At 72.9% G+C, this 13533-nt stretch carries 8 protein-coding genes and 10 pseudogenes; 8 read left to right on the forward strand and 10 right to left on the reverse strand.

Going from position 1 to position 13533, the window contains the following annotated elements; all coding sequences use genetic code 11:
* Together UK94_RS53785 and UK94_RS53790 are read right to left on the reverse strand one after the other, a co-directional pair.
* Positions 1-322, reverse strand: a pseudogene (locus tag UK94_RS53785) (hypothetical protein); the annotation flags it as partial.
* Between the two features lie 672 nt (positions 323-994).
* Positions 995-1729, reverse strand: a complete 735-nt coding sequence (locus UK94_RS53790) for a hypothetical protein (RefSeq protein WP_055750462.1) — start codon at positions 1727-1729, stop codon at positions 995-997.
* A 72-nt stretch (positions 1730-1801) separates the two neighbouring features.
* On the opposite strand from UK94_RS53790, the gene UK94_RS15765 reads away from it, so the two are divergent.
* On the forward strand, positions 1802-2425 hold a 624-nt coding region (locus UK94_RS15765; RefSeq protein ID WP_235488171.1), incomplete at its 3' end, for a cyclase family protein.
* 1097 nt (positions 2426-3522) lie between these two features.
* Here UK94_RS15765 and UK94_RS53795 read toward each other — a convergent pair.
* The 7 genes and pseudogenes from UK94_RS53795 to UK94_RS53810 form a co-directional block, all read right to left on the reverse strand.
* A partial coding sequence (locus UK94_RS53795; protein ID WP_235488173.1) for a hypothetical protein occupies positions 3523-3828 on the reverse strand: 306 nt, incomplete at its 5' end.
* A 759-nt stretch (positions 3829-4587) separates the two neighbouring features.
* Complete coding sequence (locus UK94_RS15780) at positions 4588-4797, reverse strand: ovoperoxidase (RefSeq protein ID WP_011605589.1); 210 nt, start codon at positions 4795-4797, stop codon at positions 4588-4590.
* The gene (locus UK94_RS15785) at positions 4794-5231 is read right to left on the reverse strand and encodes a nuclear transport factor 2 family protein (protein ID WP_231861110.1); all 438 of its coding nucleotides are present in this window, start codon (positions 5229-5231) and stop codon (positions 4794-4796) included. Before UK94_RS15785 ends, UK94_RS15780 begins: the two co-directional genes overlap by 4 nt.
* On the reverse strand, positions 5228-5713 hold the full coding sequence (locus UK94_RS15790; protein WP_041939512.1) for a hypothetical protein: 486 nt from the start codon (positions 5711-5713) through the stop codon (positions 5228-5230). The genes UK94_RS15785 and UK94_RS15790 overlap by 4 nt, the downstream gene beginning before the upstream one ends.
* A 160-nt stretch (positions 5714-5873) precedes the next feature.
* Positions 5874-6111, reverse strand: a pseudogene (locus UK94_RS53800) (isochorismatase family protein); the annotation flags it as partial.
* A gap of 1 nt (position 6112) precedes the next feature.
* A pseudogene (locus UK94_RS53805) lies at positions 6113-6164 on the reverse strand (hypothetical protein); the annotation flags it as partial.
* 1 nt (position 6165) lies between these two features.
* Positions 6166-6425 (reverse strand): annotated as a pseudogene (locus UK94_RS53810) (isochorismatase family protein); the annotation flags it as partial.
* Between the two features lie 204 nt (positions 6426-6629).
* On the opposite strand from UK94_RS53810, the gene UK94_RS15800 reads away from it, so the two are divergent.
* The 5 genes and pseudogenes from UK94_RS15800 to UK94_RS53825 all read left to right on the forward strand — a co-directional run.
* On the forward strand, positions 6630-7625 hold the full coding sequence (locus tag UK94_RS15800) for a helix-turn-helix domain-containing protein (RefSeq protein WP_055750467.1): 996 nt from the start codon (positions 6630-6632) through the stop codon (positions 7623-7625).
* Positions 7626-7811: 186 nt separating this feature from the next.
* Complete coding sequence (locus UK94_RS15805) at positions 7812-8861, forward strand: ATP-binding cassette domain-containing protein (RefSeq protein WP_055750468.1); 1050 nt, start codon at positions 7812-7814, stop codon at positions 8859-8861.
* Positions 8858-9141 (forward strand): annotated as a pseudogene (locus tag UK94_RS53815) (ABC transporter permease); the annotation flags it as partial. The gene UK94_RS15805 and the pseudogene UK94_RS53815, both read left to right, overlap by 4 nt.
* Before the next feature lies 1 nt (position 9142).
* Positions 9143-9494 (forward strand): annotated as a pseudogene (locus UK94_RS53820) (ABC transporter permease); the annotation flags it as partial.
* Between the two features lies 1 nt (position 9495).
* Positions 9496-9715, forward strand: a pseudogene (locus tag UK94_RS53825) (ABC transporter permease); the annotation flags it as partial.
* Positions 9716-11512: 1797 nt separating this feature from the next.
* Here the strand turns inward: UK94_RS53825 and UK94_RS53830 are convergent.
* A pseudogene (locus UK94_RS53830) lies at positions 11513-12796 on the reverse strand (BTAD domain-containing putative transcriptional regulator); the annotation flags it as partial.
* A gap of 206 nt (positions 12797-13002) precedes the next feature.
* Between UK94_RS53830 and UK94_RS53835 the strand changes: the two are divergent.
* Both UK94_RS53835 and UK94_RS53840 read left to right on the forward strand, forming a co-directional pair.
* Positions 13003-13083: pseudogene (locus UK94_RS53835) on the forward strand (flavodoxin); the annotation flags it as partial.
* 59 nt (positions 13084-13142) lie between these two features.
* A pseudogene (locus UK94_RS53840) lies at positions 13143-13236 on the forward strand (flavodoxin); the annotation flags it as partial.
* Positions 13237-13533: the final 297 nt, after the last annotated feature.

A 13533-nucleotide genomic window follows, 5' to 3' on the forward strand; every position in this document is an offset into this window, starting at 1 on the left:
TGCGGGCCATCCGCAGACGGGTGCCCACCAGGCCGAGGGGGAGCGCGAACAGCAGCTGGGTGACCATGAGCGGCTGCACCTCGGCGAGCGATCCCAGGTGCAGCGCGAGGGCCTGGGTGAGGAAGCCGGCCAGGTTCGTCAGCCAGCCCACCAGCCACAACGGCTCGCGGACGAGGTCGAGCAGGTGCCCGAAGCCGGGCACGGCCCGGTCGTGGTCGTCGCGGGCCACGAACCGGCTGCGGCCCGCGGCGCGCTGCTGGAGAGCGGCCGACGACGCCAACAGGAACGCGGCGAGCAACGCGAGCGGAATGAACAGCGGCACGGGCGGTGGAGGCGATCAGTGGGTGCGACCCCGGCCGGCGGCAGCCGGCGCGGGACGGTACAGCGGTCGCGTCGCGGCCCCGCTGCGGTCGTGGGCGCCTGCGCCCAGGCCGTGGCTGCACCCGGGATCGACCGGCTGAGGATGATCATCCGGGCCGGGCACGTTGGAGTCGATGGCCCGTAATGTACCGGTCCGGCCTGGTCCGGACCGGCGGCTGGGGCACCGGTCGAGCGGCCTTACCACCCGAACCGGCTACCTCGCAGCGTGTCATCGATATGGGCCCCGTCCGGGCTGGTCACCCGTACGTTGTCAGTTGCCCGCGCATGACAGGAATGCGGGACCGATCGGGTCTTCCCGCCCTTGATTTCCAGGCAGGGGGGCGGGCCCGCGGTGACCTGTTCGGGGGGGAAGGACGGCGATGCTGACGCCGGTGCTGATTCTGGGGGGACTAGTACTCGTGCTCGCGGCGGCGGTGGGACTGACCCGCCACACGCCCGACCCCGAGACGTTCTCACCCGACCAAGATCCATACGAGCAGTGGGCGACGTCGACCGTCGACGCCGACGCCTGGGGACCGCTGCCCGAGCGGACCCGCAGGGACGCCGGTGCCGGCCTTCCCGACGCCGACGAGCCCGCCTCCGCGCCTACTGCCACTCCTGCGACTCAAGCCACTCAAGCCACGCCCACGTTCCCGCTCATCCCGCGACCCCGCCCGGCCGTGTCACCGCCCGCCGGGGTCCCGTCCGTCGCCGTCCCATCCGCCGGCATCTCGGCGGGGCCGGCGCCGGCTGCGGTCGCCGCGGGAGACAGCGCGAGCGCCGGAACCAGGGCCGCCTCCGCGGCGCCGGCTCTCGCCGCGTCCGGAGACGACGCGGGAACGAGCGAGCCGAGCACCCCCGCTCCGGACGAGGGCGCGCCCGCCCCGACGGGCGACGACGCCCCCGATGACGCCGGGCGGGAGAGCCCCGCCGCCGAACCCGAAAGAACCCCCGCGCCGAGGACCGTGCCCCCGTCCTCTCGGCCGGCGGCGCCCCCGCAGCTCCCGCAGCCACGGACCCCGCCGGCCGCGCCGGCGCCGCGCCATCCGTCGGCCCCCGCGGGATGGCCGCGGCATCCGTCGCCGTCCGCTCCGCCTCCGCGGCTTCCGGCGGAGTCCACGCCGCCGGGCGCCGCCCCGAGGCGGGTTCCGGCCCAGCGGCCACCCCTCGCGCGTCGGCCGCCATGCCCCCGGCCGACGCTCGTCCCGCGCGGGCGCTCGTCGCCCGCCGGCCCGCCGCCCGCGCCGGTGACCGGCACCGACGGCTGACCGCTGGGCACCCCCCGGCGCGGGCGGGCGGAGCGGGTCGCCCCCGCGACCCCACCGCCGCCCGCGCCGGGCAGGGACGGTTCGCCGGCCGCGGCGCGCACGGTCCCGGTAGCTGTGGCCGCACCGGTAGCGTGGCGGCACCGCAACCGTGCCGTGGACGCAAGGAGCGCGCCATGCCCGTCGGGGACCGCCGCATCGTCGACCTGTCCCATCCCATCGTCGACGGCATGGTGACCTACCCGGGCCTGCCCGGTCCGCGGATCTCCACGTGGACCAGCCGGGCCGCTTCGGGGGAGCGGCTCGCCCCCGGGGTGTCGTTCCACATCGCCGCCGTCGACCTCGTCGCGAACACCGGGACCTACCTCGACGCCCCGTTCCACTTCCACGCCGACGGCCCGGACGTCGCGGCGCTCGATCTGGCCCGGCTGGTCGACGTGCCGGCCGTGGTGGTCCGAGCGGGCGGGGCACGGGCCGTGGGCGCCGAGCGGCTGCCGGCCGCCGCCGAGCTCGCCGGGCGGGCCGTGCTCGTCCACACGGGCCATGCCCGGCACTGGGGAACCGAGGCGTACTTCGGCCCGGCGCCGCACCTGACCCGGGCGGCCGTCGACGTCCTCGTCGCCGCCGGGGCGCTGCTGGTCGGCATCGACTCGCTGAACATCGACGACGTCGACGACCTGGCCCGTCCCGCCCATCAGGGTCTGCTCGGCGCCGGCATCCCGATCGTCGAGCACCTCACCGCCCTGGACGAGCTGCCTGACGGCGAGCCGGTCCGCCTGACCGTGCTGCCCGCGCCCGTGNGCGGCATGGGCACCTTCCCCGTGCGCGCCGTCGCCGTCNTGGCCTGACCGCCGCCCGGTAACAGGGGATCAATACCCCCGGTGGGCGGTCCGNGAGGCCAGCACGTCATGCAGAATGTTGACGCGTCGCTGCAGATAGCGGGTCTGNGAGCCGAACCAGCCCGGCGCCCAGAACCAGGACGTGAAGACGCCGACCCGGGTCGGTGAGCCGACGAGCGCATGCGCGGCGTTGAGTCGCTTGGCTGTGGCGCCGAGGCCGACGAGGCCCCAGATCGGGATGATCTGGTTCCACCACTGGCTGTTCGCCGTGCGCGGCTGGCCGAGGATCGTGGACAGCTCGCTGTTGATCCTGTCGTACCAGATGAAGTAGTAGATCGAGAACGTGATCACGCAGAGCCACCACAGGCCCCACGCGCCCTGCTTGCGCGGAACGGGGGGAATCGCGCCGAACGGCGGCTGAGCCGAGGCGGCCGCCCAGCCGGGCTGGGGTGACAGCGGCNCATTCGGTGTCTGAGNCGGCCACAGGTCGGCGCGCGGCGCAGCCCTCTGTTCGCTGCCCGTCGGATAGTTTGCCTCGGTCATCGGACCCCCCTATGGATCATCATGGTTCTTCCCGAAAACCAAAGATCTCCGGGGGGCCGGAGTGTAGTCCGAACCGTGGAACTGTAAATAGCCAGAGGAGTCGCGGAGCCTGACACAGACGTCCGTCCGCCCCGTGTCGAGACCATCGCGTCTGTGCGCTGCCATCCGCCCGCCACCGTCAACGACGCCGCCATGGACGTCGGGAACGTCGCGCGCCAGGTCGGCGGAGATCTACGCGAAAGTAAACCGGGGCGTCGCACCCGCCGCTCATTCGCTCTCTACTGGACGGTTTCCTGACCATGGCCGTCGCGCACCCTGACCATGTCCAAGCCGGTCACCTCGTAACGACGCCCGGAGCCCGCCTGGGTGCCACGGAGGGTCCTCGGTCAACTCGTGGTCGACAAGGTAACTGGGGAACTCCCCGCTTTGCAAGACGCCCGGGTGCGGCCGAGTTGCCCGCGGCGTTCGGCTCTGCAAGGGCATCGCCATCCTTGCCGGCGGCTGAACGAACTAATCTACGCGAACGTAAACTGAGGGGCGAACCCGTTCTTGATCAGAACGGTGCCCGCGGACTGCAGGGAATTCATCGCGGCGAGTTGTTCGCCGATGTCGGAGCCGTCGGTCCAGCAGGCTTCCAGGTTCCTCAGGAGTTGCGTGAACGTGTCGATGAACTCGTCCTGACCGGGTGCGCCGGGCTGGTGGGGCGAAAAATCATAGACCGCCGGCCTTTGTATGATGGCGCCCGAGTACTCGAAGCCAGATCCCACCTCGACTATCGTCCTACCGTAGTAGATCTCCGCGAACGTGTAGTAATGTGCGAGNGTGTCTGGATCAAATGTGCCCTCGTCGGGCGATGCGCTGGTGCCCTCGCCCTGCGCGGTGATCTCGCTGATGGCATTCACGGCATCCGCGACCGTGTTGACGGCGGACAGCAGGTCGNCATAACTCACCTGGTTCGGCGCCGGGTACTGGGGCAGTGAACCCGTGGGGAATACGGTCTCGAAGCCAGTGCTGATCGCGTCGTAGAACTGGCCGATCGTCGGCTCTGCCGGCGGNGGGGGCGGCGGCGGCGCGTCCGGGGGCGGCGGCACAACGGGGCCCTTCTCCGGATACTCGATGGCCATAAACGTCCGCAGCGCCTGGTCTCCCAGCGGTGCCAGCGCGACGACCAGGCCGGGATGGACGCCGCCGGGCAGTCCTACGGTCGGATAGACGGGAACGAGATCCGGCGTGGCNATCTCGCCCTTGAGCGAGGCGCCGGTGGCGGTGTACAGGTTGCAGACCTGGCCGAAATGTCCCATTTCCTGGATCGCCACGTTCCCGATGCTGTAGCTCACGCTGCCCGGGGCGCCGCTGTCGTTGACGGACCACTGGGCGCACAGATACGGCGGAATGGTCGAGAACTCCAGCTGGATGGCGGTGAGCAGGGAGGCCTGCAGTTCGGGGATACTGTTGATCCCGTTCTTGACGGTCTCGCGAATCGTCCTTCTAGGTGACACGGAAACGTCCCNTTGTGTGTTCTGGGCGAGCCGTCGCCGTGTCCTGGCTCGGAGCGACGCCCGCCGAGCGTCGGCTGTCATCTAGGGTAGACCGATCGGTAGGAGAGCGGATCGGTGTTTTGTCAATTCGACCAGCGTCTCGGCCACGATCCGGGTGCCGACCGGTCCGAGATGCCGTGACTCGCCCAGCAGCTCGGCCTCCTTGAGGAGGTAGTACCAGAGATAGGCGGGTCCGGTGGAGTCGAGTTGCTGGTCGGTCAGCGGTGTTTCCCCGACCTTCTGGCCGGTCAACTCTCGTTCTGCAGCCAGGTGGTGACGGACAGGGTCCGTGTGGAGGGGCCGTCCGGGTCGTCGGCGGGTCGGTTGCCGCGGGTGACGGACCGTTCGGCGATTCGCCAGCCCTGCGGCGTGCGGACCACGGTGTCCTGGTAGTCACCCGATCCTGCGGTGCCGTCGCCGCGGATGACGAAGTACTTCGCCCAGACTCGCAGCGTGTCGTCGTCGACCCGGTGCACGGCGATGTCGGTGGTGTGGTGCGGGAACATCACCCGCCCGAACGGAAGACCGCTCGTGACCTGGGCCAGCGGCGCCCCGCCCATGACCGCGTCGTCGGTGTACGCCGTCGGCGCCGCGTCCAGCGCGATGTTGTCGAACAGGTACGGATGCTTGGCGAGCAGACTGGACACCTCGGCGTAGGTGGCCGCGTCGACCGGCACGATCCTCACGCCCACGGTGCCTGCCCGTCGGCGACGGCGGCCGGGCCGCCGTGGCGCGGGTGGACGGCCCGTCTGGCCACCCGCCAGCCGGCGGGTGTCTCGGTGAGCACGTCGACGACGTCGGCGCTCGCGACGCTGCCGTCGCCGGCGATCGTGATCAGCCGACTCCAGGCGGCCAGGCCGCCGGGGACCTGCTTCACCTCCGTGTTGACGGTGTGGTGCGCGGGGGACGTCGCGCCGTCGAGGGCCGGCGGGTCGACGAACACCTGCGCCAGCAGTTCCGCGTCGCCGTTGTCGACCGCGTGGCCGTAGAGCGCGAGGACCTGAAGCACCGCCGCGGTCTGCTCGCCGGTCGCGTCGCGCAGCGCGGCGAACGCGGCGTACGTCTGCGGCAGGCGGTGCTGCTCCACCCGCACGTCGGCGCTGTCCCGCACGCCCCCGGGCGGGTGGCCGCCGACCCGCAGGTGCCCGGCGATGTGGTCCGTCGTCATGGCCTGGGACGTTAGTTCACCTGCCGACACGGTGTACCCCGTAACCGGGAACGGCAGGGGCGTGCCGTCCCGTCTACGAGGATCGGGGGGAGGAGGATCGGGGTGAGTCCGGGACGCCGGTGGACGAGGGCACCGAGCCGGCGGGGNGGCGGCGGTCGGNGGCCAGTGCGGCGAGCCAGGCGTCCGTGGTGGCGACGGCGGCGAACCCGGTGTGCAGGACCGTGAGGACGGTGGTGTGCAGGGTGCGCGCGTCCACCGCGCCCACCTCGTTGCGGTAGTCCAGCGTGCCGGTCGCGTCCTCGAGGACCTCGACGGCGAACCCGGCATGCGAGGCCTGCCGTGCGGTGGTGTCCACGCAGTGTTGCGTCATGTAACCGACCAGCGTGACGGTGTCGACCNCTCGCTCGCGCAACCACCTCTCCAGCCCGGTGCCGGTGAACGCCCCGGGTAGNCGCTTGGTGAACAGCGTGTCGCTGGGGCGGTCGGCGACCACGGGATGAAGCTGCCAGCCGGTGGTCCCGACGGCGAAGATCGGGGATGTGGCCGGGGCGTCCTGCTGGATCACGGCGATCGGCACGCCGCGGTGGCGGGCGGCGTCCATCGCGCGGCCGATCGAGGCCAGCGATTCCGTGAGCGGCGGGTAGGCGATCGGTAGTGCTCCCTCCTCGTACTCCCGCTGGACGTCGATGACGACAAGTGCGCGGTTGACCATCGGTGGTTCCTCCCTGCTGGTCCAGGCGGCGGCAGGCCCGGCGGCTCCCGGCCCGGCGCCCACCCGCTTTGCCCGCGTTGGGAGTCGGTCCGNCCGACGCAGACCAGCGTCCGTGCTGCGCCGCCGCGGCGAGAGTGACCTGAAGGCCATCGTTCGATAGATTCAAGCCATCGGGCGCCGGCGCGCGAGGGGAGCGAGGCTCTGGTGCGAGACGCTGACACCGTCGCCGTCGTGTTCGGACAGGACATGCCGATCTTCGAGGCGTCGATCCCGACCCGGGTGTTCGGCCCGGTCCACCCCGAGGTGCCGGCCCACACGGTGCTGGCGGTCGCCGCCGAACCGGGCCCGCTCACCACCTCGGCCGGGATCTTCGTCGATCCGCCGCACGGTCTCGACGCGCTCGACGCGGCCGGCACGGTGATCGTGCCGGGCTGGCGGGTGCCGGGCGGCGCGCCTGCGCCGGAGGCGCTGCTCGCGGCCCTCGTGGCGGCGCGCGACGGTGGTGCCGTCGTCGCCGGCCTGTGCCTCGGCGCGTTCGTCCTGGGCGCCGCCGGCCTGCTCGACGGACGGCGGGTCACCACACACTGGCGGTTCGCTGCCCGGCTCGCCGCCGATCATCCGCGGGCGACGGTCGACGCGGACGTGCTCTACGTCGACGAGGGTGACATCGTGACCAGCGCGGGCAGCGCCGCGGGGATCGACGCGTGCCTGCATCTGCTGCGCCGGGCCCGCGGGTCCGCCGCCGCGAACGCGGTCGCGCGTTCCCTCGTCGTCGCGCCGCACCGGACAGGCGGTCAGGCCCAGTACATCGAACGACCGGTGCCGCCCGTCACCCAGGGGAATCCGGTCGCGGCCGCGATCGTCTTCGCGCTGGACCGGCTGGGCGACGCCGACCTTAATGTCGACGCGATGGCCCGTCACGTTCACCTGAGCCGGCGCACCTTCGACCGGCGCTTCCGCGCGCACACCGGCAGCTCGCCGCTGCAGTGGCTGCTCACCCAGCGGGTCCTGTGGGCGCAGCGACTGCTGGAGTCACCCGGCCTGTCCGTGGACGCCCTCGCCCGCCGAGTCGGCTTCGCCGACGCCGTCGCCCTGCGCCCGCACTTCCGTCGCATCCTCGGCGTCGCTCCGGCCGCCTACCGGGCCACGTTCGCCGACACCCGCTCGCCGGACGGCGCAGGCCGGACGCCTGTCGGCTGAGCCAGACGCCTGTCGGCCGAGCCAGACGCCTGTCGGCCGAGCCAGAGGCACAGCCGAAGGCGGGTGAAACCGGCGTGTAGGGGCGGTGATACCGCCGTTGTCTAGCGTCCTGTTCAGCGCGCTCGCCCTGTCGTGCCCTGCCTGCGTCCCGTGGTGGCAGGCCCGCATCCCGTGGAAGGAAGTCGTGTGATACCAACGCCCGCTGTCCAGGCCGGAGGCCTGGTCAAAAAGTTCGGCGATGTCCGCGCCGTCGACGAGATCGATCTCGAGGTGCGCCACGGCGAGATCTTCGGGGTCCTCGGGCCCAACGGCGCCGGCAAGACGACGATGCTGAAGATGTTGGCCACGCTGCTGCCGATCGACGGCGGCCGGGCCGAGATCTTCGGTGTCGACGTCGCCGCCGAGCCCCACCGGGTCCGCCAGCTCATCGGCGTGACCGGACAGTACGCCTCCGTGGACGAGGACCTCACCGCCGCCGAGAACCTGTGGCTGTTCGGCCGTCTGCAGGGCCTGCGCTCGGCGGACGCGCGTGCCACCGCGCGCCGGCTGCTGGAGCAGTTCGGCCTGGGCGAGGCCGCCGAGCGGCGGATCTCGGCGTTCTCCGGGGGGATGCGCCGCCGCCTCGACCTCGCCGCCTCCCTCATCACCCGGCCGCCGCTGATCTTCCTGGACGAGCCGACGACCGGCCTCGACCCGCGCACCCGCGGCCAGATGTGGGACACCATCCGGGAGCTCGTCGACGACGGCTGCACCGTCCTGCTCACCACCCAGTACCTGGACGAGGCCGACCAGCTCGCCGACCGGGTCTGCGTGATCGACCACGGCCGCAAGGTCGCCGAGGGCACGCCGGACGAACTGAAGACCCAGGTCGGCGACTCGACCCTGCAACTCCAGCTCGCTCCCGGGGCCGACCAGGCGCTTGCCCGCGCGGTGGTGCACCGCGTGCTCGGCGAGGAGCCGGTCACCACCCCGGAGTCCGGCCGGCTCAACGTTCCGCTCGACGTCGCCGACCGGGCCGCCGACGTGCTGATCGCGCTGCGCGAGGCCGGCGTCGGAATCGCCTCGGTCAGCGTCGCCAAGCCGACCCTCGACGAGGTCTTCTTCGCCCTCACCGGCCACGGCACCGCGCCGGACCCCGGTGCCGGCGGCCCGACCGACGCCGGCGGCCCGGTCGGAACCGTTCCCGGCCAGGACACGCCCAGCCTCGACGACACCCCCAGGGAGATGGCCCGATGACCACCGTCCTCGACGATCCGACCGCCGCGCGCCCGCGACCGGCCCCGGCCGCCGACCCGGCCGCCGCCGTCGCCCGCACGCGGGCCCGCGCCGGGGTGGGGGACACCCTCACCCAGACCCTCGCGATGGCGTGGCGGGCGTTGAAGAAGATGCGCCGCAACCCGGAGCAGTTCTTCGACGTCGCGCTGCAACCGCTGCTGTTCACCGCGATGTTCGCCTACGTGTTCGGCGGCGCGATCTCCGGCGACGTCCACAGCTACCTGCCGCTGCTGATTCCCGGNATCGTCGCCCAGACCGTGCTTACCACCTGCATGGCCACCGGGACGCAGCTGCGGGAGGACATGGACAAGGGGGTCTTCGACCGGTTCCGGTCGCTGCCGATGTCCCGGATCGCCCCACTGGCCGGGCCGATGGTCGCCGACCTGGTCCGGTACCTGATCGCGGCGAGCCTGACCTACATCATGGGCCTGATCCTCGGCTACCGACCCGGCGGCGGGGTGCTCGGTGTGCTCGGCGCGATCGTGCTGGCGGTCCTCACCGGCTGGGCGATCGCGTGGGCGTTCACCTGGATCGGCACGGTCGCCCGCAGCGCCCGCGGCGTGCAGGGCATCTCGATGATGATCCTCTTCCCGCNGACCTTCCTGTCCAACGCGTTCGTGCCGTCGAAGACGATGCCGGGCTGGTTGGAGACCTTCACCAAGGTCAACCCGGTGTCACATCTCGTCTCCGCCACCCGGGACCTGGCCAACAACGGCGTGATCACCGGGCAGGTGGGCTGGACGCTGCTCACCGGGTTCGCCGTGGTCGTGATCTTCATGCCGCTGTCGGTCGCCAGCTACAAGCGCCACCTGTGACCCGTGGCCCGGCGACACGTCGTCGAGCCGTCCGGCCAGCTGCTCGACGAGGACACGCGCCTCGTCGAGCAGCTGCGCCGGGCGCCGATCGTCGTCGCCCGCCCGGGCCGCCGGGAGCGCGCCGGGCGCCCGGCGCTCCGCGAGCGCCTCGACCCGTGCCCAGGCCAGCGACGGGATCGTCGCCACGTAGGAGAACCGCTGCGCCAGCGCGAGCAGCTCCACCGCCTCCCGCGCCGTCGTCCCGGTCGGCCGGGCGGCGCGAAGGCCCCAGGCTCCAAGTGCGAACAGCAGCGTCCCGCAGGCCGGATAGTCGATCGCGGTGTGGCCGCGCCGCAGCGCGCCGACGCACCGCAGCAGACCGGAGCGGAACAGCTCGTGGCCGGTGGCGAGGTCGTCGTCGGCGGTCGCGTGCCAGGTGAACGCGGCCAGCGTCACCGCGTCCGCGACGAGCGCCCAGGGCTCGACGCCGGTCGCTTCGATGCCGGGCCAGCGCATCGCCCGCAGCGCCCGCGCCGCGTCCAGGTAGCGGCGCAGACCGCCGGCGGTGTCGCCGCGGGCGAGCGCGACCTCCGCCCGGCCGATCGCCGCCATCATCGGGCCGCTGTGCAGCGTGTCGCTGGGCGAGCCGATCCGGGCGAGATGGCGCTCGGCCGCGTCGAGCCGGCCGTCGTTGACGGCGTCGAGCGCCAGCAGCACCCGCAGCTGCGCGACATCGTCGTGGGCACCGAGACGCTCCAGGACCGGCAGGGCCGCCGAGGCGTGGGCACGCGCGGCCGGCAGATCGCCGAGCTGCATCGTCAGTTCGGTGAGCCGGGTGTGCACCATGGCCGCCAGCCACGGCCCGTCCTGCGGCGCGGCGAGTGCCAGCGCGCGGGTGGCGGTCGCGGCCGAGGCCCGCACGTCGCCGACGTTCTCCCGCAGATGGGTCAGCCACACCAGGGCGTGCAGGCGGGTGTGCCGGTCGGAGGCGTCCGCCAGCCGCGCGAGCCGCGTCTCGGCCGTCTCGGCCGTCTCGACGGACTCGACGGACTCTGCCGGGGCGAGCGCGAGGAGCACTCGGGCCCCGCCGACCAGCGACGGATCGTCTCCCGCGTGGGGGGCCAGCCGTGCCAGCAGGTCACGCAGCTGCGGCGGGAGGGCCCCGTCGCCCATGAAAACCGCGGTTCTCGCCACGGCGGTCCCGGCGGCCAACGCCACCGGCACCAGTCCGGGCGGCGGCGCCCAGCCGGACAGCACCGTGGTGACCGCGTCGATCAACGTCATCATCCGGACGTGTTCGCCGCGGATCGTCCAGAACAGTTCGAGCACCGTCACCAGGCGCGCGACCGTCTCGGCGTCGTCGCCGGCCAGCGCGGTCCGCAGTTCGTCGGCGAGGTTCGTCTCCTCGGCCGCGATCGCGTCGATCGCCGTGAACTGCCGCTCGGTCGACAGCTGCGCGCCGTGTCGGGCCGCGTGGCCGACCGCCCAGTCCCGCCGGGCCCGCCGGGCCGACGCCTGCTCGCCGCACTCGGCCAGCCGCAGCCGGCCGAACTCCCGGACCGTCTCCAACATCCGGTAGCGCACCCCGCCGGCTGACTCGCGCACGCTCAGCAACGACTGGTCGACGAGGTTCTGCACCGTCTCCATGGGATCGGAGCCGTCCACGGGATCGGAGCCGCCTCCGGGGTCGGAGCCGTCAGCGGAGGCGGCGAGGACCTCCTCCGCCGCGGCGAGGGTGAAACCGTCCGGGAAGACCGCCAGCCGGCGCAGCGAGCGCCGCTCCGGCTCCGCCAGCAGGTTCCACGACCAGTCGATCACCGCGAGCAGCGTGCGGTGGCGATCCGGGGCGGCCCGGTCGCCGCCGCGCAACAGGGTGAACCGGTCCGTCAGCCGCCGGTCGACGTCCTCCACCGACATCGCCCGGACCCGCGCCGCCGCCAGCTCGATCGCCAGCGGCAGCCCGTCGAGCCGGTCGACGATCCGGCCGATCACCGCATGGTCGAGCCGGACGGTGGGTCGGGCGGCGGCGGCGCGCTGGCAGAACAGCTCGATCGCGTCGGCGCGGGCCAGTTCCCCGAGCAGGTAGACCCGTTCGGCGCTGATCGCCAGCGGGGCGCGGCTCGTCGTGAGCACCCGCAGGTCGGCGGTGGCCGTGACCAGGAAGGCGACGAGCTCGGCGACCGCGACGACGAGGTGCTCGCAGTTGTCCAGCAGCAGCAGGGTCGGCCCCCGGGCGAGCCGCGCGGCGATGCGGGTGCGCAGGTCGGCGCGTCGCGCCGGGGTCAGCACCCGGCGCTCGCCGATGGAGTCGCGGACCCCGAGCGCGGCGCCGATCTCGCCGAGCAGGTCCTCGGGCGCCGTCACCCCGGCGAGGGGGACGACATGCACCGCCGGCAGCGCGCTGTCCCGGGCGAGCAGGTACGCCAGGCGGGTCTTGCCCAGACCCCCCGGCCCGACGATCGACACCACCCGGGACCGGTCCAGCAGCGCCCGCAGCCGGTCGACGTCGTGCTGGCGGCCCAGCAGGGCGGTGGCGTCGTACTGGATCCCGTCGCGGACGGGCGGCCGGTCGAGGGCGAGCAGTTCGCGTTGCATCCGGATGAGCGCCTCACCGGGGCCGGTGCCCAGCCGCTCCCGCAGGTCCCGGCGGTAGCCCTCGAAGCGGTGCAGGGCCGCCCCGGGCCCGCGCACCGCGGCCTCGCTGCGCAGCAGGTCGGCCAGCAGGCCCTCGTCGTCGGGCCGCCCTGCGTGGGCCGTCTCCAACAGCGGGAGTGCCTCGGCGTGCCGGCCAGTCCGGCTCGCGACCCGGGCCAGCAGCAGCCGGGCCGCCGCCAGGTCGCGCCCGGCCGCCCGGCGGACGTCGGCGAGCGTCCCCCGGTCGTCCGCGGGCACCGTCGGCAGTGACGCGCCGAGTTCGAGCGCCGCGCGGGCCCGCGCGGCGGCGGCCCGCGGATCGGCCGCGACGAGTCCGGCGGCCTCGGCCACCAGCTGGCCGAGCAGGCAGCTGTCGACCTGCGCCGGCGGGAGGCCGAGCCGGTAGCCGTCGCCGTCGCGCACCACCGCGCCGGCACCGCAGGCCGCCCTGGTCCGGGAGACGACCACCTGCAGCCCCTTGGTCGGATTGNCCAACGGCTCCCCGCACCAGATCATCTCGACCAGCCGCTCCGCCCGCACCGGCCGCCCGTACTCGGACGCCAGCGCCGCCAGCAGCGCCTGCGGCCGGTCGCCCGCCACCGGGGCGCCCTCCCAGCGCACCCCGTCCAGGAGGGTGAGACTCACGACCACGCCGATCAGTCTAGGGTCGGCCGACCGCGCTCGACGTGCTCGCCGCCGACGGCTACCTGCTGGGGACGCCCGCCAACATCGGCTACCTGAGCGGTGCGCTCAAGNACTTCTTCGACCAGATCTACTATCCGTGCCTGGAAGCCACCGTCGGCCGGCCGTATGNCCTGTACGTCCATGGCAACAGCGACACCACCGGCGCGGTCCGGGGAGTCGAGACCATCACCACCGGGCTGAAGTGGAAGCGCCTGCGTGAGCCACTGCCACCGCCGAGCCAAAGCCCTACAACTCAGCTGATCGCACAAGGGGGGCCGGGTCGGAGCTATAGGCACGCTGCGAGACGATGGAGACGGTTCTGGCTGACTCATCCGGCTGACTGCCCCGCGCAGGAGCCGGACCTCCACGGTTCAGGGCTCTCGGTTGTCCGCCTACGGGATCAGGTGATCAGCNGATGGGACAAGAAGACCCGCTTCCCCCAGTCGAGGCTGTCCGCCTTGAACTGGAACGGGACTATCGCGCGCTGGTGAACCTCGAGGGAGGAATGAGCAAGCAGGCGA

The sequence above is a fragment of the Frankia sp. AvcI1 genome (assembly GCF_001420875.1).
GTDB classification, from domain to species: Bacteria; Actinomycetota; Actinomycetes; order Frankiales; family Frankiaceae; genus Frankia; species Frankia alni.

What these genes read in the sequence shown, in the direction of transcription:
- UK94_RS15790 (WP_041939512.1), bottom strand. Translation starts at nt 5,713, where the DNA reads ATGACGACGGACCACATCGCCGGGCACCTGCGGGTCGGCGGCCACCCG.